The organism is Rhizobium sp. SRI_017, from assembly GCF_057586295.1.
Map to the genome: position 1 here is coordinate 181,535 of NZ_JBYCZP010000012.1, position 21,634 is coordinate 203,168.

Sequence of the window (21,634 nt, forward strand, 5' to 3'; positions counted from 1 at the left end):
GGATTGAAGGCGTCAGCGGGCGCCGGTGAGCAGCCGATAGCGGAACTGGTCGGTGACCACGGCGAGGATGAGCAGGCTGCCGAGCAGCACCATCTGCATGTAGGAGCCGATCTGCATCATGTTCATGCCGTTCTGGACCAGCACGATGAAGAAGGCGCCGAGCACCACGCTCTCGACCCGGCCGATGCCGCCGCGCAGCGACACGCCGGCGATCACGCAGGCGGCGATGGATTCGAGCGCGATGGTGCCGCCGAGATTGGTCTCGCCGCTCTCGACCCGCGCCGTCATCAGCACGCCGGCGACCGAGGCGAGGAAGGCGCAGATGATGTAGGCGATGAACAGCGTGCGCTTGGTGTTGATACCCGAAAGGTTCGCGGCCTTGATATTGCCGCCGATGGCATAGATGCGCGCGCCGGTCCGCGTCCGGTTCATCAGCACCCACATCGCCACGATGGCGACAATGGCGACAAGGACCGGTACAGGCACGCCGAAGATCCTGCCGAAGCCGAAAAACTCGCCGAAATCATAGGGCAGCCCGCCGACCGGTACACCGCCGGTGATGAAGAGTGCGACGCCCGCGCCGACCGACTGGACGCCCAGCGTCATGATGAAGGGCGAGACGCCGAATTGGGCGATACCGACGCCGTTGAGCGTCCCGATCGCCAGCGCAGGCAGGAAGCCGGCCAGCATGCCGATCGCGATGGCAAGCCACACCATGTCGGGGAACTGGGCCGCGAAATAGACCATGGTCGTGGCCGACACCACCGACGTCAGGGCAATCGATGTTCCAACCGCGAGGTCGAAGCCGCCGGTCACCAGCACCAGCATCTGCCCGAGCGAGACGAGCACGAGATAGACGGACTGGCGCGCCACATTGGTGATGTTGTCGAGCGTCAGGAATTGTCGCGACGCGATGGTGAACAGGATGAGCGCCGCAATGAGAAAGAAGGGCAGCACGCCGAGCTTGATGAAGGTCGCCCTCAGCAAAGCGACGGGTCCGGCAACCCGGCTCACGTCTGCGGATACGGCGGTCTCTGGCTTGCTGGTCATGCGGTCTTTCTTTCCTGATCGAAGAAGGCGGCGAGGATGGCTTGTTCGCGGATCGCTTCACCTTCGAACTCACCCGATATCCGGCCGTTGCGGAAGGCGATCAACCGATGGGCGAGGTGCATGGCCTCGGGCAAATCCGAGGAAATCACCACCACTGCCTTGCCGGATTCAGCGATGGACTTGATGATCCGATAGAGCGCGGCACGCGTGCCGACATCGACGCCCACGGTCGGCTCGTCGAAAATATAGATGTCGTAGTCGCGGCCGAAACTCTTGCCGAACAGGATCTTCTGCTGGTTGCCGCCCGAAAGCTTGGAGGTGGTGCGGGCGAGGAATGCCTCGGTGAGATCGACTTGGCTGCCGATATCACTCGTCATGGTGCCGATCGCCTTCGGCGACATCAGGCCGAAGCGATTGCGTGCATCCGGCCGATCGATCACCGAGAGCCCGATATTGTCGCGCGCATTCGCCGACAGCATCAGGCCCTCCTCCTTGCGGTCGGAGGGCAGGAAGAAGACACCGGCCTGCATCATGGTGCGCGTCGGTGCGCTTGTCACGTCGCGACCGTCGACTGACACAGTTCCTGCCTGCACGGGGAGCAGGCCCATTGCGGCGCGGAACGTACGCGACTTGCCTGAGCCGACGAGGCCCGCGACGCCGAGGATCTCGCCCTTGCGGATATCGATATCGACGCCATCGACACCCCATGCCTTGAGACCCCGGATCGCCATCACCGTTTGGGGCGACGGGTCGCGGGCGATGGTCGGGTAGGTCTCGTCCATCTTTCGCCCCGTCATCATTTCAACGAGCGCGGTCTCGGAGAGGTTGGCGGCGGGAATCGTGCCGACCAGCCGGCCGTCGCGCAGCACTGTGATGCGGTTGGCGATCGATTTGAATTCCTGGATGCGGTGGGAAATGTAGACGACGCCGACGCCATTCTTCTTGGCCGCGGTGATGAAGGCGAACAGCTTTTCCGTCTCGCGCTCGGTCAGCGAAGCCGTGGGTTCGTCAAGGATCAGGATCCGCGCCTTCTGGTGCAGCGCCTTGGCGATCTCGACCATCTGTTGCTCGGCGCGCGACAGCGACACGACCGAACGTCTGATATCGATGGGAAAGGACAGGCTTTCGAAAAGTGCCCCCGCCTCCTCCCGCATCCGCCGCTTGTCGACAAGGCCGAATGCGCGCGGTTCGGCGCCGAGGAAGATGTTCTGCGCCACCGACATGGTGGGCACGAGCGAGAATTCCTGGAACACGGCGCCGATGCCTGCGGCACGGGCGTCCTTCACCGACTGGAAGGTCTTCTCCTCGCCATTGATCCGGATCGTGCCTTCGGTGGCTCCCGTCACGCCGGCAAGGATGGAAATGAGAGTCGACTTGCCGGCGCCATTCTCGCCGAACAGAACATGGACTTCGCCCGCCTCAAGCGTGAAGTCGACGCCATCAAGCGCGCGCACGCCGGGATAGGATTTGGCGATGCCGGTCATTTCGACCAGCGGCGGAGCGGCAGTCATTCCCCATGTTCCCACTTTGTCTTGGCTGGTCAAACCCCGGCACTTTCGCGCCGGGGTCCCTTGGGAGGCGGTCAGTTGACCGAGAAGACCGGCTTGTAGCCGTCAGGCGGCAGGATGTTGGTCTGCGGAACATTCGCGATATTGGAGGGATCGACCACGAAGATCTTCGGGCCGACATGCTTGACCAGTTCCTTGCCTTCCAGCGCACGGATCGCCTGGTCGATGGCGATACGGCCCTGGATGACCATGGAGTCGGCAGGAGCAGCGAGGATGAAGCCGCGCTTGATGCCTTCATAGACACCGGGTGTCATGTAGAAGGCGAGGAGATCGACCTTGCCCTGGAGCCCGCGCTCGCGGATGAGGCCCTGCGCCGCTTCGGCGGTGACCGCCGTGCCGGCGATGTAGCGGAGATCGGGATTGGCCTGCAGCGCGTCTTCGACCAGCTTCAGCTGCACTTCCTTGCCGGTGTCGCCATATTTCGGTTCGAGTGCGACGACGGCCGAACCCTTGATGGCTTCAAGGAAGCCCTTGTTGGCGGCTTCCACCCAACCGGCGCCGGCCGGACCGGGGAACCAGCCGACTTTGACCTCTTCCGAGCCCGCCGGATGCTTTTTGGCGAGATAGGAGCCGGTCTCAAAGCCCATCGTATAGAAGGACACAAGCGACTTGGCGGTGACGTCGGGCGAGGAAATGCCGTTGATCACGTCGATGACCGGAATGTTCTTCTTCTTGATTTCGCTGACCAGGTTGTTGAGGCCATCGAAGGAAATTGCGCCGATCACCACCGCCTGCGCGCCGCCGGCAACGCAGTCTTCGATCTGGCTGATCTGCTTGTTGAGTTCGGTATAGCCGCCGGCTTCGACGAGGTTCATCTTGACGCCGGCATCCTTGGCCTGCTCCGCCACGCCGTAGTCGACGCCGAGCCAATAGGCATCCTTCATATGCGGGAAGGAGACGCAGATGTTCCAGGGCTTCTCGGCCTTTTCGACCGGGCTGTAGGAGACATCGACGGACTTGCCATCCGCGGCAAAGGCCGGCTCGATCGCCTGGGCCGGGTAGGGATACCAGCTCTCGGCGAAAGCCGGAGCGGCAGCGACAAGCGCGAAGATCGAGCTTGCAAGTGTGAGTGCGATTTTCTGTTTCATGGTTGTTCCCCTGTTTTAGCTTTTGGTCTCAGGATCAGAAGAGGGCGCGGATCTGGTTGACGAGCGCGGCTCTGTCTTTGCGGGCGGTCAGGGCAGTTTCCATGTCCACCTTGACGAAACGGGTCGGCGTATGCGGCTGGAGCTGGCCGATCAGATCCATGTCGGCCGAGATCACGGTGCCGAGCATGAAATAGCCGCCGCCGGAAACGGCATCGCGATGCAGGATGATCGGTTCGGTGCCGCCGGGCACCTGGATCGAGCCATAGGGGTAGCAGCTGTCGACGATATTGGACGGGTCGGAGCCTGCGCCGAAGGGCGGCGTGCGATCGACGAAGCTCAGCTTGCGGCCACCGCGGAAGCGATAGCCCATGCGGTCGGCTTCGGGCGCCACCTTCCACTCATCCTCGAAGAAGTTCCTGCCGGCGTCCTCGGTGATGCGGTGCCAGTAGAGTCCAGGCAGCACGCGGAGTTCGGCCGGCATGCCCGGCTTGCGGCGAAGCGCCTCCGGGATCGACTTGCCTTCTGTCGCCTTGCCAGCGGTGCCGACGGGAAGCTCATCACCTGCGGCAATCGGCCGGCCCTCGAAGCCGCCCAGTGCGCCGATGGCATAGGTCGAGCGCGACCCGAGCGCCACCGGCACGTCGATGCCGCCGGAGATGGCGATATAGATGCGCGCGCCGGCCTTGAGGAAGTCGAAGGTCAGCACCTGTCCGGCCTTGACCTTGAAGGCGGTCCAGCCGGGCTTATCTTCGCCGTCGACCTTGATCGGCATTTCGGCGCCGGTCACGGCGACCATGGCATCCTGAGTGAATTCGAGCTTCGGCCCGATGAAGACGGCCTCAAGGCCTGCAGCTCCCGCGTCATTGCCGACGAGCAGGTTCGCCGCCTTCAGCGCCAGCCGGTCCATGGCACCACCGAGCGGAATGCCGAGATGGAAATAGCCGGGACGGCCGAGATCCTGGACGGAGGTGGCAAGACCGGGATGAAGAACCTTAATGGCCATGGAGAACGCCCTCCAGCTTGGCATTGGTGCCGTCGATGTCTTTCTGGAATTCGCGAAGGTCGAATTTCACCTCGCGGATCGGCGGGGCGAAGCGGCCCTTGTCGACATCCTCGACCGCCGCGTCATAGCCATCGCGATCGACCGGCTTGAACTTGACGATGTCGCCCGGACGGAAGAACACCATGAAATCCTTGAGATAGGACGTCGTCTGGGTCGGGTCGTAGATCGGCATCGGCGTGATGCCGAACATCTGATAGCCTCCGGCGCCGCGCACCGAATAGATGCAGCCGAAGCAGCCGCCATGACCCACCGTCAGCTTGGGGGTATCGGTGCGCGGACGGAGGTATTTCGGCACCTCGATCTGCCGCTGACGCTCGACCATCTGATACATGAAGGGCAGGCCCGAGACGAAGCCGACCATCGAGACGAACCAGGGCGAGCCGGCATGGGCGGCAACGAAATCGTCGACCGAGCCGTAATTGTTGATCCGCGCCGCATAGTCGAGGTCGGTGCCGGAGGGATCCTGATGCCGCTCGCGGAAGCGCATCAGCGTTTCATGCGTCCAGGGGTCGTTGTAGAAGACCGGGATCTCGACAATACGGGTGGTGATGACGGGTTCCGACTTCGCCGCCGCGACCTCGATCGACTTCACTTCCTTCATGATGTCATCGGGATGGATGACATCGGGGTCGAACTTGATCTGGAAGGAGGCATTGGCGGGGCAGATCTCGGTGACCCCTTTGATCTTCGATTCCCGCACGCCATTGGTCATGGAGAGCGAATTGAAGAATGCCTCGAGCGACATTTCCTCCGAGCATTCCACGAAGAGGTGCTCGTCACCTCCGAACGTATAGCGCATGGGCATCAGGCAACCTCCTTGGATGCGCAAAAGGCCGAGAAGTCCGTCTCCAGCCACGGTTCGAGAAAGCGGGTGTGAACATCGCCGGACGCGACCGACGGGTCGGCCGCCAGCGCCTGGTGCAACGGAATGGTGGTCGGCAGGCCGCGGATGGTGAAATTGTCGAGCGCTTCGGCGAGCCGCGCAATGCAGGCTTCCCGAGTCTCGCCCCAGACGATCAGCTTGCCGAGCAGCGAGTCATAGAAGGCCGGCACGGTGTAGCCCTCGTATAGCATGGTGTCGAAACGCACGCCCTCGCCTTCGGGCACCTTCAGGGATTCGATGGTTCCCGGCCCCGGAAGGAAGCCGCGCGCGGGGTCTTCCGCATTGATGCGGCATTCGATGGCGTGGCCGCGGACCTTCACGTCCTCCTGCCGGATCGAGAGCTTGGCGCCGCCCGCAATACGGATCATCTCCTGCACGAGATCGATGCCGGTGATCATCTCGGTGACGGGGTGCTCGACCTGAATGCGGGTATTCACTTCGATGAAATAGAATTCGCCGCTCTCGTCGTCATAGAGGTATTCGACGGTGCCCGCGCCGCGGTAATTGACCTGACGGGCCAGAGCTACGGCGCTGGCGCAAAGCTTCTGGCGTACCGCCTCTGGCAAACGAACTGACGGCGCCTCTTCCCACACCTTCTGGCGGCGGCGCTGCAGCGAGCATTCGCGTTCGAAGCAATGGATCGCGTCCGTTCCGTCACCGAGGATCTGCACCTCGACATGCCGCGCCCGCGTGATGACCTTCTCGACATAGAGTCCGCCGTCGCCGAAAGCGGCCAGCGCCTCGGCTGAGGCCTGCGGGAAATGGCGCTCGAAGTCCTCCATCGTCTCGGCGATGCGGATGCCGCGGCCACCGCCGCCAGCCGCTGCCTTGATCATGACCGGGAAGCCGACCGTCTCAACCACGTCTCGCGCGGCATCGATCGTCTCGACGCGACCATTCGAGCCCGGAACGGTCGGCACGCCCGCGGCGATGGCGACCTTGCGGGCCTCGACCTTGTCGCCAAGCAGGCTGATCGCCTGCGCCGTCGGGCCGACGAAGATCAGGCCTGCATCCTCGACCGCCTGGGCGAAGGCCGCATTCTCGGAGAGGAAGCCGTAGCCCGGATGGACCGCATCGACGCCGGTCTCCTTGGCCGCATTCAGCACAGCCGAAATGTTGAGATAGGATTTCGCGGCCGATGGTGGTCCGATCTCGATCGACTGATCGGCGAGCTTCACCGCCAGCATGTCGCGGTCGGCCATCGAATGAACCTGCACGGTGCGGATGCCGAGCGCCTTCGCCGCGCGGATGATGCGGACTGCAATCTCGCCCCGGTTGGCGATGAGGAGGGACTTGATGGTCATCCTTCGACCTCGGCGATCACCTGGCCGGCCATGATCGGCTCGTTGTCGTCGGCGATGAAGGTAATGTTCTTGCCATCGACGCCGGCATGGACCTCATGGAAGGTCTTCATCACCTCGATGAGGCCGATGACGTCACCGGCGGAGACACTGTCGCCATCGGTCTTGAAGGATGCGGCATCCGGCGAAGGCTTGCGGTAGAAAGTGCCGGGAAGGGGCGATTTGATTTCGAGCTTGCTCATCGAGGTCTCCGGCGCTTAGCGGACGATTTCGGAAATGGGTGAAATACGGATGCCTTCTGATATCAGCGCCGCGCGCATGCTGCGGACGATATCCAGCGCGCCCAGCGTATCGGAATGGAAGCAGATCGTCTCGAAGGGGACCTCGATGTCCTTGCCGGAGACGGCGGTCACCCTACCCTCCTTGCAGGCCCTGACGACCTTGCGGGCGATCGCCGACGGATCGGGCCGGCCGGCGTCGCGGGTGAAGACGATCGAACCACTCTCGTCGTAATCGCGATCGGCGTAGAATTCGCGCGCGACCGGATGGCCTGCTTCCTGTGCGGCCCGCTCCGTCGCCGACCCAGCCATGCAGAAGATGTAGGCGTTGGGCGCGACGGTGCGCATGTAGTGGACGAAAAGCTGCGCGAGCTCGGGATTGACTGCCATTTCCATATAGAGCGCGCCATGCGGCTTCACATGCTGGAGCTTGGCGCCGTGGCGGCGGGCGAATTCGCGCAAGGCGCCAACCTGATAGACCATGTCGTTGACGAGTTCTCGCGCCGTCCCGCTGATCTTGCGCCGTCCGAAACCCTGCAGATCCTGATAGCCGGGATGAGCACCGACGCCGACACCATGCTCGACCGCAAGACGTACTGTCTGGTCCATCAGGTTGGGGTCACCGGCATGAAAGCCCGTGGCAATGTTGGCGGAGCTGATAAGGCCCATCAGCGCGGCGTCGTCAGTGTCGCCGACCCGCCAGCGGCCGAAGGCTTCGCCCATGTCACAATTGATGTCGACGACCTCGAGTGTCACTTGTCTTCCCTGCCTTGCCTGCTTTTTGTGCAATGCACAAAGTGCTCTTCTTTTTGTCAGAAGGACCGTAGGAAAAATTCCTTCATTTGAAAAATTCTATTTTCGAAATAGCAAAATCGTATTTTCTTATGATGGAATTCGCACCACGAACTTCAAAAAATCGTTTGTTTTCAAAGGAAATTTATGAAAGATGGTGCATTTCGTGTCGACGAACGCAACTCTTGACTTACTATTTCTGATTTTCAGATGCGCTACATCGATAAATCAGATCGGAGAAGAAGATGTCCCTGAGTTTGAGACAGATCCGCTATTTCATCGCCACCGCCGAGGCGGGGCAGGTCTCCCAGGCTGCGGTCAATCTGGCGATCTCGCAATCGGCCGTAACGACCGCGGTCAAGGATCTCGAGGACATTGTCGGCGCGCCGCTTTTTGAGCGGACGCCGCACGGCATGGAACTGACACCGGCCGGCCGCCGCTTCCTGTCCCAGGCCTATGAAATCCTTCAGAAAGTTGCCGAGGCGACCCAGGTCGACCACGTGACGAGTGCGGTGAAGGGTACGCTCAGCATTGCCACAACCTACACCGTGATGGGCTATTTCCTGCCCTTCCACATCGAGCGGCTGCGGCGGCAATTTCCCGGCATCAGCTTCCAGCTGTTCGAACTGCCGCGTGAGAGCGTCGAGGAAGGCATGCTGTCCAACCGCTATGACATCGCGGTCATGCTGACCTCGAATATCCTCAACCTGGAACTCACGACCGAGAAGCTTTTGAGTTCGCAACGCCGGCTCTGGGTGCCCGCACGCCACAAGCTGCTTTCCGCCGGCTCGATCGGCTTCAAGGAGGTAGCAGAAGAGGACTACATCATGCTGACCCTGGACGAAGCGTCACACACCTCGATGAAATACTGGAGCCAGACGCCCTATCTGCCGAGGATCACGCTCCGGACATCGTCCGTCGAAGCGGTGCGCTCACTCGTCGCCAACGGTCAGGGCGTCGCGATCCTGTCGGACATGGTCCACCGGCCATGGTCGCTCGAGGGCCGGCGTATCGAGACGATCGTGCTGCACGATCCCGTGCCATCGATGGATGTCGGTCTCGCCTGGCGGCGGAATGTCGAATTCAGTCCTGCGATGCAGGCGTTCAGATCCTATTTTCGCCGCGCATTCCACATTCCGGAATAGGCCGAGGCCTAAGCGGAAGCCCGCGCCGCGATTGCTGAGGCTTCTGCGGCGGCGGCGCCGGCGCCGGGGACGGGGACGGGGACGGGGACGGGCGCCAGATCATGGCATCGACGATCGACAAGCCGAAATCCGAAATCCGAAATCCGAAACAGGGATGCCGAGGTTGCCTCGGCATCCCGCGTCAACTGCAAGTGTCCGCGATGGAAATCGGACTTCCGCCGCTTCGACTGGCACGCCGCTCTCCTGATAAATCGCCGGACTATCCGGCAATCAGGCTCGCAAAAAACTTGCGGATATCCTCCACGAGCAAGTCGGGCGCATCGGAAGCCGCAAAGTGCCCGCCGCGCGGCATTTCTGTCCAGTGGACGATGTTGTTCGAGCGCTCCGCGAAGCTGCGAACGGATCGAAAGTCCTGGGGGAACACGGCCACGCCGGTTGGGGTCGGATTGTGCACCTCGCGATATCCCGCCCCGGTCTGCGTATCCTCGTAGTAGACATTCGCGGCTGAACCGCTGGTGGCCGTGAACCAGTAGATCGCGTTGTTGGTCAGATAGCGTTCGCGATCCACATGGTCGGCACCGGCACCTTCGAAACCGAACCACAATTCCGCGTTCCAGGCGAGCTGGCCGACCGGCGAGTCGACCAATGCGAAGGCAAGCGTTCCCGGGCGTTTTGACTGAATGGCCTGGTATCCGCCGTATTTTTCGAAGTTGGCCAGATTTGCCATTCCCTCCATTTCGAAGGGCGTGAGCTTCTCCATTTCGCCCGGCTGGCCCGCAGGAAATGCAAAGATCTGCTGAAGATGCGTTCCGACGAGACCCTCCGGCGCCAGAATTCCGAGTTCGCGGCCGACAAGGGCGCCGGCATCTCCGCCATGCGCGCCGTAGCGGTCATAGCCGAGCCCTTTCATCAAGGCGTCCCAGGCTTTGGCGGTCCTTGCGCTGTCCCAGCCCGGCGATGACATCGGGCTCGAGAAGCCGAAGCCCGGCAGCGACGGGATGACCAGATCGAAAGCGATCGACTCGTCGAGGCCATGCGCCCTTGGATCGGTCAGCGGCCCTATGAGGTCGAGGAACTCGACGAAGCTGCTCGGCCAGCCGTGGCTGAGGATCAACGGGAATGCATTGGGCGCGGGCGATTTGATATGCATGAAATGGATCGGCTGGCCGTCGATCTCCGTCATGAAATGAGGGTAGCGGTTGAGTTTGCGCTCGTGCACCCGCCAGTCATATGCGTTGCTCCACTGATCGGCGAGTTCCTTGATAAACTTGATCGGCTGGCCCCGTGACCAATCGTCGGTGATGGCATGGGGCCAGCGCGCCTTTCCGAGACGGTCTTTCAGATCGGCAAGCGCTGCGTCGCTGATCTGAATCTTGAACGGCTTTATCGAGAGCATGGGGCCTTCCTCCTGAGTTTGCGCGATGGCGGGTTTGCTGGCGATGGCGGCGAGGAGCGAGCGCGCGCGCCTGCCGAAGCTGCGACGTGTCACGGTCATGTCGTTCCCCAGTGCGTGTGATGGCGATTGGACAAGGATGGTCGAGCGTCCACGCGTGCTGCGAGGGCGGTGTCGAAGGAGCAGTTGCGTTCTGCTTCAGAGCGTGAGCGTGCCGCGCATGACGATGATGCCGGCTCCGGAAATTTCGGGCTCGGGCGCGAGACTGACGCGGAGAATGCTCCGCCGCCCCATCTTCGTGCCCTGCTCGATCTCGATGGCGCCGGAGATCATGCCCTCGCTGGCAAGATAGGCCGCGAGGGGGCCGGCGGCAGTGCCGGTCGCCGCATCTTCCCACAACCCGACCGTCGGGTTGAAGAACCGAGCATAGGCACGATCCGGCGCGGCGCTGTCGACGGCATAGACGTAGCATCCCTCGGCCGACGCCGCGCTCAGGACCTTGAGAAGGCCCTTGGCGGCAGGTTCCGCGCGGTCGACTGCCGCAACATCGCGAAGGCGGACGAGGAGATGCGCCACTCCCGTGTCCGCCACGCGCGGCGCCGGCTCGGAAAGAACATCCTCGGGGGCGAGGCCCAAAGCCGCCGTCAAAGGCGCCAAGTCGCCGAGTGCGGCTCCCAGCTTGAGCGTCGACTGCTTCATGCGGCCAAAGATCCGTCCGTCCACCGGACGGAGTTCGATTGGCAGAATCTCGCCCGCAATTTCCTGCCGGAAAATTCGAGGTGCCTGGATAGGTCCGAGTTTGCCGTCTTCCGCCAGCCAAAGCCACGCTCCGAGCGCGTTGTGACCGGCGCCTCCCACTTCCGCTCCGGCCGCCGTGAAAGACCGGAGCTTCAGGTCGGCCCGATCGCTGCGCATGACAAAGGTCGTTTCGGCCTGGTTGAATTCACTGGCGATCCGACGCATCTGGCTGTCGGAAAGCGCATCCGCGCCCTCGACGACCGCCAATGGATTGCCGCTCAGTGAAGTATCCGCGAACACGTCTATGAGTCCGGCTACCAAGGTTGCACTGCTCGATTGCGGCGACATGGCATAACTCCTATCCTTCTGGTGACACCGACTGTGCACCACGCCGCCTCAGTCACAAAACGCGCATTGCTTGCGCATATGACAAGGGAAACTAATCATTCGTCCCTCGCTTGAATCGCTTCGCATACTCGAGATGTGTGTCAGCATGGGCAGCTTTGCCAGCGCGGCCGATCGCCTGGCCCTTACTCCTGCCGCCGTGAGTCTCCGCATTCGCACGCTCGAAACTGAACTTGGCCAACCCCTGTTCAGTCGAGTTGGTCGGAGAGTCGTACCCACGCCAGCCGCCGTGACACTGGCGGGCCGGGTTCGACATGCATTGGATGGAATCAACAATGCACTCGACGAGTTTCAGGCAGCGACCGCGCCGTTGCGTGTAACAGCGCCGCCGACATTCGCATCCCGCTGGCTGGCGCCGCGACTGTCGGGCTATGCCGCACCAGGCGGCGCTGCCATCGAACTCGACATTTCTTCAGACCTGCGCAACCCGACCGCCTTCGATGTTGCCATCCGGACGGGAAGGGGCGGATGGGACGGACTGGACGAGTACCCTCTCACACCGGTCGACGTCACACCGATGATAGCGCCCACGCTGCTTGGCTCGCGGGCCCTCGCCGAACCGGAAGACCTCGCACGCTTTGATCTCTTGCCTCACCCTGATTGGAGCAAATGGTTCGCAAGAGCCGAGCGGCCCATGCCGGGCGGATTACGCTTCGTTGGCGTCGACTATTCGATCTTCGAGCTGACCGCCAACGCGGCAGTGGCCGGCCTCGGTGTCGCATTGCTGTCACCAACATTCTTCCGGCCGCTCCTGGACAATGGACTGCTCGTTGCGCCTCTAGCCACGGTTCTGAAGGGCCCGGATTGGTACTTCGCCCTGATCCGCGAAGGCGACCAGCGCCCGGCGCCACGCAGCTTCTGCGCCTGGCTCTGCGAGCAGGTTCGCCAGTCGCAGGATTGACGGACCACAGGGGCTACAGCCGGCCAACAAGGGAGAGCGACGATCGTCCGTGAAAGACTTTGGTCGCTATTTGCAGCCATTGCGATACTACATTTCAAAGCGGTCAGGTGCGATGCTGCTCCCGTCACCTGATTTCAGCTTGTGTCAGGGATTCACTTCTGGTCTGAGGGCTGGGCACGCAAGGAGAACGACATGGCCGCATTCGATCCGATGAAAGCGCTTGAAACCTATGCCGAGTCCGAATGCTCCGTGCAATTCTGGTTGCCGGACGCAAAACCGTTTCAATGTTCGAGCATTGGCGAGGCGCTCACCTATGCGAGCAAGCACGGTGGCAAGTGGAACAGTGTCGAGCTGACGGTGCATCGCAGGAGCGAAGACATCGTCTATGGAACGGACAAGACGAGAATGCTGATCGATGCGCAGGAGCGGGCGGCCAAGGCGCGCAAAACAGGGGACGGCTCATAGAGCCTCCCCGACGGAAGTGATTGGCGACGGCGCAGGTGGCAGCTATATGTCGGAGCCCTTGATTGATCTGACAGGATTTGTTGATGGCCGACACCGTACTTGATCGCTTCCTCCGCTACGTCGTGATCGACACCCAGTCCGATCCTACGTCGACTACCCAGCCGTCCACGGACAAGCAGAAGAACCTCAGCCTCCTGCTGGTGGCCGAACTCCTCGAAATCGGCCTGACGGATGCGCATCTCGACGAGCACGGCTATGTCTATGCGACAATTCCGGCCACCAGCGAAAAGGCCGTGCCGGTCATTTGCTACTGCTCCCATGTCGATACCGCACCGGATTTCACGGGCACCAATGTCAAACCGCAGATCGTCAGGAACTATGCCGGCGGCGATATCCAGCTGACGGGCGACCCGCAGCAGGTCATCCGCGTGTCCGAGCATACCGCGCTGAGAGACCAGATCGGCAATGATATTGTCACCACCGATGGCACAACCCTTCTGGGCGCCGACGACAAGGCGGGACTGGCCGAGATCATGACCATGGCGCAGATCCTGGTCGACAATCCCGATTTCAAGCACGGCACGATCAAGCTGCTGTTCACGCCGGACGAGGAAATCGGCCGCGGCGTCGACAAGGTGGACATTGCCAAGCTCGGCGCGGCATTTGCCTATACGGTCGACGGCAGCACGGTCGGGCATGTCGAGGACGAGACATTCTCGGCTGATGGTGTCGACATCACCATTCAGGGCGTTGCCATCCACCCGGGCTTTGCCAAGGGCAGGATGGAAAATGCCATCAAGATCGCCGGCACCATCATCGACAGGCTGCCACGCGACATGGCGCCAGAGACGACGTCGGGGCGCGAAGGCTTCGTCCATCCGGTGTCGCTCTCGGGTTCGATGGAGAAGGCCAGCATAGGTCTGATCGTCCGCGACTTCACGGAGGAAGGGCTGGTGGCGAAAGAAGCGATGCTCGAAGCGATCGTCCGCGACGTGATGATCGCCTATCCCGGCTCATCCCACACATTGGAGGTCCGGGAGCAATATCGAAACATGAAGGCCGTGCTCGACCGTCATCCTGATATCGTCGGCAACGCCATGGAAGCGGCCCGCCGCGTGGGCCTGGCGCCCGTGCGTGGCAACATCCGCGGCGGCACGGATGGTTCGCGCCTGTCGTTCATGGGCCTGCCCTGCGCCAACATCTTTGACGGCGGCCATGCCTTTCATTCGCCACTCGAATGGGTCAGCCGGCAGGACATGGAGAAGACCGTCGAGACACTCGTCGCACTTGCTGCCATCTGGGAAGAACGCAACTGATCTGTCAGAGGGCGTCGGCCTGACGGCGGAGACTATGTCCGAAGGCAAGCGATGCAGTGGCAGGTCACCGTCACAAGTGACCTACTCTGGCGTGTGCCAGGCTCCAAACGCACGAAGCCCTCCTTGGTAGGAGGGCTTTCGTATTGTTTTCACTTCAAGATTTGGTTGTGGGGGCCTGAACGCACAGAGGCTTGTAAATTCGGGCTTTTAGCGACAAATGATGCGGAAATCATTTCCACTTTGCTCGTTGTGGTCAAGCTCCTGTTCGCGATTCCCGCTTAGACGCTCTCCGGGCTATAGATGTCGAAGGGAAATGTAACGCGGAAGACTCCCATGTCGCGCCCCGCACTCTTGGCTTTCATCAGGGTAGCTATGGTTTCGCTGCCAAACCGCTCAATCGGATGCGCAATCAGCAAGGAAAATGTTCCATCAATCAAAGCGGCGCGTGTATCCTCAAAGAGTTCATAGCCCACAACAACGAAGTCATCTCGTTTGGGAGTGGCGCGAAGCGCTGCTATTGCGCCCGTCACACCACCGCCTGATATGTAAAGTCCGCACATATCGGGGTGGTCCGTCAGAAGTTTTTCTACATGCTCACGTGCAACCACTGCGGACTCATAGGTCGGCAAGGGTTCAAGGAGCGTGAAGCCACAGTTATGCTCGCGGAAATACGAGCGGAAGCCGCTTTCGTTCATTTCCTGATTTCGCAGGCGATGGCTGCCGACAAGAATGCCTATCTTGCCCGGTTCCCGCACCATGCGGTCGAAAGCCCATGCGGCGGTGCGCCCCACTTTCCAATTGTCGAGCCCAACAAAACTGATCCCGCCCTTTGCCGTGAGTGGTCCAATCAGCGAGACTACGGGAACTCCTTTCTCCAACACGTTATCGATGGCATCGGCCACAGCCGGATGCTGGGGCGCAACAATTGCCAAAGCTTCGCAACGTGCGCCCAGGGATTCGATGTGCGCCGCTACCTTTTCTGGAGTCAGGTCCTCCATGTATTCAACGGTCAGTTCGATGTTTCCCTCCGGGTAGACTTCGGCGGCGTGCGTGATGGAATCGCCAAGCAACCGATAAAACCGGCGCTCTCTTCGCTGCAGCAGTACCCCGAGACGGTGTACAATCTCGGGAGCTTTCGCTGCATGTTTGATCGTGCCAAGGCCATAAAAACCGATTTCCTCAGCCGCTGCGAGGACGAGTGCGCGCGTGCTGCTGCGAACCGTTTCAGGCTCGGCCAGCACACGGTTGACCGTAGAAATCGATACCTCGGCCGCCTTCGCAAGGTCTGGAATGGTTGGCCTCTTCATTTCAAAAAAATCCATTTCGCGGAAAGTTGGAATCTCAGATCACTTCATTTAGGGCGCTCATGGAAACGATTTGAGATGATTTTCTGAAGCGATATTAATCCACATTGACGTGAAAGATGTCAACGTAGCATTCATTGGGCGCTGATGGCGTTCATTCATTTTCGAGCCGTCAGCGCATTGGGGGAGGCCCAGCGCACAATTCGAACGAAAACACTCGGCGTGGCACAGCTGCGTTGAGATCGCGTCCCTGTGCGTGCCTGTCGGGATCGGCCAAACGGCCAAAACAAATGTCGAGCCGCATCCGTGCGGCTTTAACCTGAGGAGGAATTCGACATGTCGTTCATCAAGAAAATCGCCACCGCCGCAATGGCTGCTTTGTTGGCATCCAGCGCATATGCCGGTGACAAGGACATCGCCGTCATCGTGGGCTCTGCCCAGGATGGCTTCTGGAACATGGTGAAGAAGGGCGTCGATGATGCGCGTTTGATGGTTGAAGCCAATGGCGGCACGGTCAACTTCATGCAGACCCAGAACTACGACAACTTCGGTCCCGACCTCGCGTCGCTGATCGAACAGGCCGTAGCACAGGGTGCTGAAGGCATCGCGATCCCGAACTGGCTGCCTGAATCTGAAACCCCTGCACTCAAGGCCGCGCGTGAGAAGGGTGTTGTCATCATGTCGTTCAACGCCGGCCAGAGCGAAATGGACAACTATGATGCCCTGAACTACTTCGGGTCGGATGAGTATCTCGCCGGTGTTGAAGGCGGCAAATATCTCGCCAAGCACGGCGCAAAGAAAATCCTCTGCCACATCCAGAATCCGGGCGCAGTCAATCTCGAAACCCGTTGCAAGGGTGTCGAAGCCGGTGCGAAGGAAGCAGGCGCAAGCACCTTCATCCTGCGCGTTCCCGCAAACCTCGACCAGGACATGAATGGTACCTCTGAAGCCATCAAGTCCGAGCTGATCGCCGATCCGACCATCGACGCCGTCATCACGCTTGCAGCATGGGCCGCGGATGCTGCTGCCAACTCCATCGAGCAGCAGGGCCAGACTGGCAAGATTCAGCTCGGTACCTTTGACATGTCCGCCTCGGTTCTGGATCGCATCTCGAACGGCACTCAGACTTTTGCAATCGACCAGCAGCCTTATCTGCAGGGCTTCCTGTCTACCTCCATGCTCTTCGCGAACCTGAAGTTCGGCACCGCGATTGCCACAAAGCCGGTACTGACCGGTCCGGCCATCGTCGACAAGTCGAATGTCGCTTCGGCGATTGAAGGCGTGAAGCTCGGCGCACGCTAAGTCCTCCCAGGACCGGGGCCCGGCAAGTTGCAATGCCGGGCCTCGACGAGGGCCGAACATACTGCGACCCCGCGTAGATAAAATGAGGATTTGCTTCCATGACCGCCACAAATCAACAAACCATCCCTGTCCAAGCTTCCAGCGTTGAGAGAAAGGCGGCCAGCTCTTCAATCAAGGACTTCTTTCGCAGCCCTGCAGCAGGTGCTTTCATGGGATTTGTGGCGGTCTTCATTCTCTTTTCGATTTTTGGATACAGCCGCAACTTTCTCTCCATTCCTGGGGTAACGACATGGGTCAATTTCGCCTCGCTGATCGGCATGATTGCAATCCCTGTCGGCTTCCTGATGATTGCTGGGGAGCTGGATATCTCGACGGGTGCGGTCTTGCCTGCGGCAACGATGACTGTCGCGATCATTTGTGAACACTACAAGATGCCGGTCGTGGTGGGCGTGGCAGCAGCTTTGGCCATTGGCGCACTTATCGGCTTCATCAATGGCTTCATTGTCACGAGAACCCGGGTGCCCTCCTTCATCGTGACACTGGCGACGCTTTTTGCGGTAGCCGGGATCACACTCTACCTGTCGATCTTCTTCATCAACAACACGAACTCCTTCTACCATGCGCCCGCCTGGGCCAAGTCGCTCTTCGGCGGAAAGGTATATGGATTCAATTCCTCGGTGTTATGGTGGGCAGGTCTGATCGCAGCTTTCACCTTTTTCCTTCACTACTCTCCGAAGGGGAGCTGGGTGTTCGCCCTTGGTGGTGACCAGGAGAGCGCCCGAAACGCAGGTATTCCTGTTGCTCGGATGAAGATTGGCCTCTTCATGCTGTGCTCCACCTCGGCTGCCTTCGCAGGTGTCCTTCAGGTGATGACCTTCAGTTCTGCAACCTCGCAGGCAAACTTCGGCCTGATCTTCAACACCATCATTTCGGTCGTCGTCGGCGGCGTCCTGCTCACTGGCGGTTTCGGTACCGTGATGGGTATTGTCTTCGGTATCCTGACGCTTTCCATCGTCACTCAGGCCATCGGCTTTACCGACATCGATAGAAACCTGTCCTTCCTGATTATCGGTGTCATGCTTCTGATTGCCGTTCTCCTCAACGACACTTTCCGTCATCTGGCGACCAGCTGGTCGGCACCCAAGAAGAAGTAAGGAGAACGACATGTCCGACACGAAGCCCGTTCTCGAACTTCGCAATGTCGATAAATCCTTTGGGCCCATCGATGTCCTGAACGACATCAGCCTGAAGGTGAGCCCGGGTGAGGTACTTTGCCTCCTTGGCGACAATGGTGCAGGAAAATCCACACTCATCAAGACGCTCTCTGGTGTTTACCAGCCTAGCCGCGGCGAGGTCCTGATGGATGGGCAGCCGACGGTCTTCTCCAGCCCCCGCGAGGCGCAGGAGCGAGGAATTGCGACCGTGCATCAGTTCGGTGGAACTTATCCGCTGATGTCGATTGGCCGAAATTTCTTCATGGGTTCCGAGCCGACAAAGGGGTTTGGACCGTTCAAGTATTTCGACCGCAAGACCGCAAACAGGGTCGCCGTGGAAGAGGTCCAGAAGATGGGAATTACCCGTATTACCGATGGTGACCGTCTGGTTGGCGGTCTGTCTGGCGGCGAGCGGCAGTCTCTCGCGATTGCCCGTGCGGTCTATTTCGGTGCCCGCGTGCTGATCCTCGACGAGCCGACCGCCGCATTGGGTGTTAAGCAGGCTGCGCACGTGCTGCGCATCGTCAACGAATCCAAGCGTCGTGGCCTGGCAGTGATCTTCATCACCCACCAGGTGATGCATGCCATGGCGGTTGGTGATCATTTTGCGGTTCTCATACGTGGCGCGATCGCCGCCGATTTCCGCAAGGGCGAAAAAACCCGAGAGCAGATTGCAGACCTGATGGCGGGCGGAGAATCCATGGCTGACCTAGAGGCCTCCGTCGATGGATATTTGGAAACCCACGGCGGCCATCCGCCACCGCCTGCACACTGAGGGAAGGCTGATATAGCCTTTTAACAATCGTTTTTGTTGACTTGAAACAGTTGGCCATGACGCCAACTGACAGGAAGGAGTTTGTCCAATGGTGCGAGTAGCAGTCATTGGCGCGGGGCTGATGGGCGCGGACCACGCCAAGATCGTTGCGGAGGAAATGCCGGGAGCAGTCCTCCAGGTGGTTTGCGACATGGACGGGGCGCGGGCTCGAAGCGTAGCCGATGCCCATGGTGCAGCCGATGTGGCTTGCGATTCTGAAGCGGTGATCGCCCGTTCAGATGTCGATGCCGTTATTGTCGCGAGCCCCGATTTTACCCATGCACCCCTGTCCGCGGCCTGCATTCGGGCGGGCAAGAAGGTGCTGTGCGAAAAACCGCTGTCCCCGTCCTCCCAAGACTGTCTTTCCGTCATGCAGGCGGAACAGGCAGCGGGTCAGCGCTTCGTCCAGCTCGGCTTTATGCGCCGGTATGACCAGTCTTATTGCGAGATGAAGCAGGCATTGTCGAACGGCAAACTTGGCCGGGCGCTGATGATGCACAACTTCCACCGCAACGTGGAAACGCCCGCTTCGGACTTTACGGGGGCTATGGCGATCACCAATTCCGCGCCACATGAGTTCGACGTGGTCCGCTATGTGCTCGGAACTGAATATGCCGCGATTTCGGCCTTCCAGCCCGTTCGGTCGGATGCCAGGGTTGCACCAGTCTTCATGGTTCTCGAAACCTCATATGGTCAACTCGTCAACATCGAGATCAATAACAACGCGGCATACGGCTATGATGTCCGTGCCGAACTCGTCGGCGAGCAGGCGAGCATGGCCTCGAACCATGTCGCCTATACGCGGCTGGAGCAGTCACTGGGTGTTCATACTGGCTACGATGCCGATTGGCGAGGCCGCTATTTCGATGCCTATCGCCGCCAGAACCGCGCCTTCCTACGCTTCGTCGAGACAGGCATTTTCCCGGAATTCGCATCGAGCTGCTGGGATGGCTATGCCGCTGCCGTGGTCGCCGAGGCAGGCGTCAAAGCACTCGCTTCCGGGCAGAAGCAACCCGTCAAAATGATTTCCAAGCCGGAGTTCTACGCATGAAACTGGGTTTCGTATCCGACAGCCTTGGGGGCATGCCGCTCAATGACCTTCTCGACAATGCTGCCCGCATGGGTGTCTCGGGCGTCGAGGTCAACACCTGCGGCTGGTCGACCGCTCCCCATTTCGACCTGAAATACATGCTCGGCAACACGGCCGCGCAGAAGGAGTTCCGGCAGTCCTTCTCTGACCGTGGGCTCGAAGTCATCAGTCTCAATGCCAACGGGAATCCTCTGCATCCCACCGATCCCGCTCAGAGCGAAGACCTGAAAAACACCATCCGTGTCGCAGGCGAGATGGGCATCAGGACGGTCTGCACCATGTCGGGCCTGCCTGCGGGCAACCCCACCGACACCATGCCGAATTGGGTGGTCTCCTCCTGGCCGCCGGAAACCCAGGCGATCCTCAAATACCAGTGGGAAGAAAAGCTCTTCCCGTTTTGGACGGAAATCGTGACGCTCGCGAAGGAATGCGGTGTCGAGAAGATCGCACTCGAACTGCACGGCAATCAGTGCGTCTACAACGTGCCGTCTCTGTTCAGGCTCCGCAACGAAGTCGGCCCGGTCGTTGGGGCCAACCTCGATCCCTCGCATCTCTTCTGGATGGGGGCCGATCCGCTGATCGCGGCGGAAGCATTGGGCGATGCCGTCTATCACGTCCATGCGAAGGACACGTTCCTCAACGCCCCGAAGCAGGCCACGACCAGCCTCCTTGAAAACGGCAGCCTTACGGATATCCCGGCACGCAGTTGGTCCTATATCACGCTCGGTTTCGGCCATGGCGAAGAATGGTGGCGGCAGTTCTGTTATCGCCTGAAGATGGCAGGCTATGACGGCTGGCTTTCCATCGAGCATGAGGACGTCCTCCTTAACTCGCTCGAAGGGCTCGAGAAATCCGTGACCCTTCTGAGGGGCGTCATGCCAGTCGCCCCAGCCGATTTCAAATTGCAGGATATCTGACATGAGCTTTCAACTGGCAGCCTGTGCCGAGATGCTGTGGCAGGACAAACCGATCCATTGGCGAGCAGCCCGCCTGCATGAGATGGGTTTTGGTGTCGGCCTGTGAAATTATCCCGCCTGGGACCTTGATGCGCTCGAAAAGACTGGTGCGACCTTTACGATCATGAACGGCTATCTTGAAGGTCGACTGGCGGATGCAGAGGGTGCCGAACTCCTCCTCAGGTCCGCCCGCGATACCGCACAGGTTGGCAAGCGCCTTGGTGTTCATCGCCTGAACCTTCATGGTACTGGTCTCGGAGATCAGGGGCTGCCCATTCAGCAAATGGCACATGTCGCACCGGGCATGTGGCTGAAAGCACGCGATACCCTTCACCGCATCTGCGACATGGCGGAAGACGAGGGCGTCACGTTCACCCTTGAAAACCTGAACCTTCGCGAACATCCCGGCTGCCCGTTCAATTCAACGGCAGATCTTGTCATGACCTTAGGATGGCAATTGAAGGCATCCCACCGTGACGATGGGTGACGATTTTAGCCCGGATGACAAGTCCTACAGAGGAAACGAAAAGCCCGCTAACCATATGGTTTAGCGGGCTTTTTGATTTGG

20 protein-coding genes and 1 pseudogene are annotated in these 21,634 nt (G+C 60.3%); 10 read left to right on the plus strand and 11 right to left on the minus strand.

From position 1 onward, the window contains the following. Positions 1 to 12: 12 nt before the first annotated feature. From AC2YI2_RS24150 to AC2YI2_RS24185, 8 genes are all read right to left on the minus strand, one after another. Positions 13 to 1,050 carry an ABC transporter permease gene (locus AC2YI2_RS24150; RefSeq protein WP_487389058.1) on the minus strand — a complete coding sequence of 346 codons (1,038 nt, stop codon included), beginning with the start codon at positions 1,048 to 1,050 and terminating at the stop codon, positions 13 to 15. Then, complete coding sequence (locus tag AC2YI2_RS24155) at positions 1,047 to 2,561, minus strand: sugar ABC transporter ATP-binding protein (protein WP_487389059.1); 1,515 nt, start codon at positions 2,559 to 2,561, stop codon at positions 1,047 to 1,049. Before AC2YI2_RS24155 ends, AC2YI2_RS24150 begins: the two co-directional genes overlap by 4 nt. Before the next feature lie 71 nt (positions 2,562 to 2,632). Next, complete coding sequence (torT, locus tag AC2YI2_RS24160; RefSeq protein ID WP_487389060.1) at positions 2,633 to 3,706, minus strand: TMAO reductase system periplasmic protein TorT; 1,074 nt, start codon at positions 3,704 to 3,706, stop codon at positions 2,633 to 2,635. Positions 3,707 to 3,740: 34 nt separating this feature from the next. Beyond that, positions 3,741 to 4,709: a 5-oxoprolinase subunit C family protein gene (locus tag AC2YI2_RS24165; protein WP_487389061.1), complete on the minus strand. Its 969-nt coding sequence runs from the start codon at positions 4,707 to 4,709 to the stop codon at positions 3,741 to 3,743. Then, positions 4,699 to 5,574 carry a 5-oxoprolinase subunit B family protein gene (locus tag AC2YI2_RS24170; protein ID WP_487389062.1) on the minus strand — a complete coding sequence of 292 codons (876 nt, stop codon included), beginning with the start codon at positions 5,572 to 5,574 and terminating at the stop codon, positions 4,699 to 4,701. The genes AC2YI2_RS24165 and AC2YI2_RS24170 overlap by 11 nt, the downstream gene beginning before the upstream one ends. Next, positions 5,574 to 6,956 (minus strand): acetyl-CoA carboxylase biotin carboxylase subunit, encoded by a 1,383-nt coding sequence (locus AC2YI2_RS24175; protein WP_487389063.1) that lies wholly within the window; start codon positions 6,954 to 6,956, stop codon positions 5,574 to 5,576. The genes AC2YI2_RS24170 and AC2YI2_RS24175 overlap by 1 nt, the downstream gene beginning before the upstream one ends. Beyond that, the gene (locus tag AC2YI2_RS24180; protein ID WP_487389064.1) at positions 6,953 to 7,195 is read right to left on the minus strand and encodes an acetyl-CoA carboxylase; all 243 of its coding nucleotides are present in this window, start codon (positions 7,193 to 7,195) and stop codon (positions 6,953 to 6,955) included. The genes AC2YI2_RS24175 and AC2YI2_RS24180 overlap by 4 nt, the downstream gene beginning before the upstream one ends. Positions 7,196 to 7,210: 15 nt before the next feature. Next, entirely contained in the window at positions 7,211 to 7,987 is a 777-nt protein-coding gene (locus AC2YI2_RS24185; protein WP_487389065.1) for a 5-oxoprolinase subunit PxpA, read from the minus strand. Between the two features lie 281 nt (positions 7,988 to 8,268). Between AC2YI2_RS24185 and AC2YI2_RS24190 the strand changes: the two genes are divergently transcribed. Further along, positions 8,269 to 9,168, plus strand: a complete 900-nt coding sequence (locus AC2YI2_RS24190) for a LysR family transcriptional regulator (protein ID WP_487389066.1) — start codon at positions 8,269 to 8,271, stop codon at positions 9,166 to 9,168. Between the two features lie 259 nt (positions 9,169 to 9,427). On the opposite strand, the gene AC2YI2_RS24195 is transcribed toward AC2YI2_RS24190, so the two are convergent. Continuing rightward, positions 9,428 to 10,663 (minus strand): epoxide hydrolase family protein, encoded by a 1,236-nt coding sequence (locus AC2YI2_RS24195; RefSeq protein WP_487389067.1) that lies wholly within the window; start codon positions 10,661 to 10,663, stop codon positions 9,428 to 9,430. Between the two features lie 96 nt (positions 10,664 to 10,759). Beyond that, entirely contained in the window at positions 10,760 to 11,647 is an 888-nt protein-coding gene (locus AC2YI2_RS24200) for a PhzF family phenazine biosynthesis protein (RefSeq protein WP_487389068.1), read from the minus strand. Between the two features lie 97 nt (positions 11,648 to 11,744). Here AC2YI2_RS24200 and AC2YI2_RS24205 point away from each other — a divergent pair, with 97 nt between their 5' ends. The 3 genes from AC2YI2_RS24205 to pepT all read left to right on the plus strand — a co-directional run bounded on the left by AC2YI2_RS24205 (position 11,745) and on the right by pepT (position 14,386). Then, a complete protein-coding gene (locus AC2YI2_RS24205) occupies positions 11,745 to 12,605 on the plus strand; it encodes a LysR substrate-binding domain-containing protein (protein ID WP_487389092.1) in 861 nt (286 codons plus the stop codon). Between the two features lie 192 nt (positions 12,606 to 12,797). Further along, positions 12,798 to 13,070: a hypothetical protein gene (locus AC2YI2_RS24210; protein ID WP_487389069.1), complete on the plus strand. Its 273-nt coding sequence runs from the start codon at positions 12,798 to 12,800 to the stop codon at positions 13,068 to 13,070. 83 nt (positions 13,071 to 13,153) lie between these two features. Next, positions 13,154 to 14,386: a peptidase T gene (gene pepT / locus AC2YI2_RS24215; protein ID WP_487389070.1), complete on the plus strand. Its 1,233-nt coding sequence runs from the start codon at positions 13,154 to 13,156 to the stop codon at positions 14,384 to 14,386. A gap of 278 nt (positions 14,387 to 14,664) precedes the next feature. Here pepT and AC2YI2_RS24220 read toward each other — a convergent pair whose 3' ends face one another. Beyond that, on the minus strand, positions 14,665 to 15,693 hold the full coding sequence (locus AC2YI2_RS24220; RefSeq protein WP_487389071.1) for a LacI family DNA-binding transcriptional regulator: 1,029 nt from the start codon (positions 15,691 to 15,693) through the stop codon (positions 14,665 to 14,667). Positions 15,694 to 16,026: 333 nt separating this feature from the next. Here AC2YI2_RS24220 and AC2YI2_RS24225 point away from each other — a divergent pair, with 333 nt between their 5' ends. The 6 genes and pseudogenes from AC2YI2_RS24225 to AC2YI2_RS24250 form a co-directional block, all read left to right on the plus strand. Continuing rightward, positions 16,027 to 16,992: a substrate-binding domain-containing protein gene (locus AC2YI2_RS24225; protein ID WP_487389072.1), complete on the plus strand. Its 966-nt coding sequence runs from the start codon at positions 16,027 to 16,029 to the stop codon at positions 16,990 to 16,992. A gap of 98 nt (positions 16,993 to 17,090) precedes the next feature. Continuing rightward, positions 17,091 to 18,146 (plus strand): ABC transporter permease, encoded by a 1,056-nt coding sequence (locus tag AC2YI2_RS24230; protein WP_487389073.1) that lies wholly within the window; start codon positions 17,091 to 17,093, stop codon positions 18,144 to 18,146. Between the two features lie 10 nt (positions 18,147 to 18,156). Next, a complete protein-coding gene (locus AC2YI2_RS24235) occupies positions 18,157 to 18,981 on the plus strand; it encodes an ATP-binding cassette domain-containing protein (RefSeq protein WP_487389074.1) in 825 nt (274 codons plus the stop codon). Between the two features lie 88 nt (positions 18,982 to 19,069). Then, positions 19,070 to 20,071 carry a Gfo/Idh/MocA family oxidoreductase gene (locus AC2YI2_RS24240; RefSeq protein WP_487389075.1) on the plus strand — a complete coding sequence of 334 codons (1,002 nt, stop codon included), beginning with the start codon at positions 19,070 to 19,072 and terminating at the stop codon, positions 20,069 to 20,071. Then, complete coding sequence (locus tag AC2YI2_RS24245; RefSeq protein WP_487389076.1) at positions 20,068 to 21,027, plus strand: sugar phosphate isomerase/epimerase family protein; 960 nt, start codon at positions 20,068 to 20,070, stop codon at positions 21,025 to 21,027. Before AC2YI2_RS24240 ends, AC2YI2_RS24245 begins: the two co-directional genes overlap by 4 nt. Before the next feature lies 1 nt (position 21,028). Next, positions 21,029 to 21,499, plus strand: a pseudogene (locus AC2YI2_RS24250) (TIM barrel protein); the annotation flags it as partial. Positions 21,500 to 21,634 lie beyond the last annotated feature (135 nt).

Excerpts from the sequence above, each read along its gene's own strand:
- AC2YI2_RS24150 (WP_487389058.1), bottom strand. The coding sequence starts at position 1,050 with ATGACCAGCAAGCCAGAGACCGCCGTATCCGCAGACGTGAGCCGGGTT.
- AC2YI2_RS24155 (WP_487389059.1), bottom strand. The coding sequence starts at position 2,561 with ATGACTGCCGCTCCGCCGCTGGTCGAAATGACCGGCATCGCCAAATCC.
- torT (WP_487389060.1), bottom strand. The coding sequence starts at position 3,706 with ATGAAACAGAAAATCGCACTCACACTTGCAAGCTCGATCTTCGCGCTT.
- AC2YI2_RS24165 (WP_487389061.1), bottom strand. The coding sequence starts at position 4,709 with ATGGCCATTAAGGTTCTTCATCCCGGTCTTGCCACCTCCGTCCAGGAT.
- AC2YI2_RS24170 (WP_487389062.1), bottom strand. The coding sequence starts at position 5,574 with ATGCCCATGCGCTATACGTTCGGAGGTGACGAGCACCTCTTCGTGGAA.
- AC2YI2_RS24175 (WP_487389063.1), bottom strand. The coding sequence starts at position 6,956 with ATGACCATCAAGTCCCTCCTCATCGCCAACCGGGGCGAGATTGCAGTC.
- AC2YI2_RS24180 (WP_487389064.1), bottom strand. The coding sequence starts at position 7,195 with ATGAGCAAGCTCGAAATCAAATCGCCCCTTCCCGGCACTTTCTACCGC.
- AC2YI2_RS24190 (WP_487389066.1), top strand. The coding sequence starts at position 8,269 with ATGTCCCTGAGTTTGAGACAGATCCGCTATTTCATCGCCACCGCCGAG.
- AC2YI2_RS24195 (WP_487389067.1), bottom strand. The coding sequence starts at position 10,663 with ATGACCGTGACACGTCGCAGCTTCGGCAGGCGCGCGCGCTCGCTCCTC.
- AC2YI2_RS24200 (WP_487389068.1), bottom strand. The coding sequence starts at position 11,647 with ATGTCGCCGCAATCGAGCAGTGCAACCTTGGTAGCCGGACTCATAGAC.
- AC2YI2_RS24210 (WP_487389069.1), top strand. The coding sequence starts at position 12,798 with ATGGCCGCATTCGATCCGATGAAAGCGCTTGAAACCTATGCCGAGTCC.
- pepT (WP_487389070.1), top strand. The coding sequence starts at position 13,154 with ATGGCCGACACCGTACTTGATCGCTTCCTCCGCTACGTCGTGATCGAC.
- AC2YI2_RS24220 (WP_487389071.1), bottom strand. The coding sequence starts at position 15,693 with ATGAAGAGGCCAACCATTCCAGACCTTGCGAAGGCGGCCGAGGTATCG.
- AC2YI2_RS24225 (WP_487389072.1), top strand. The coding sequence starts at position 16,027 with ATGTCGTTCATCAAGAAAATCGCCACCGCCGCAATGGCTGCTTTGTTG.
- AC2YI2_RS24230 (WP_487389073.1), top strand. The coding sequence starts at position 17,091 with ATGACCGCCACAAATCAACAAACCATCCCTGTCCAAGCTTCCAGCGTT.
- AC2YI2_RS24235 (WP_487389074.1), top strand. The coding sequence starts at position 18,157 with ATGTCCGACACGAAGCCCGTTCTCGAACTTCGCAATGTCGATAAATCC.
- AC2YI2_RS24240 (WP_487389075.1), top strand. The coding sequence starts at position 19,070 with ATGGTGCGAGTAGCAGTCATTGGCGCGGGGCTGATGGGCGCGGACCAC.
- AC2YI2_RS24245 (WP_487389076.1), top strand. The coding sequence starts at position 20,068 with ATGAAACTGGGTTTCGTATCCGACAGCCTTGGGGGCATGCCGCTCAAT.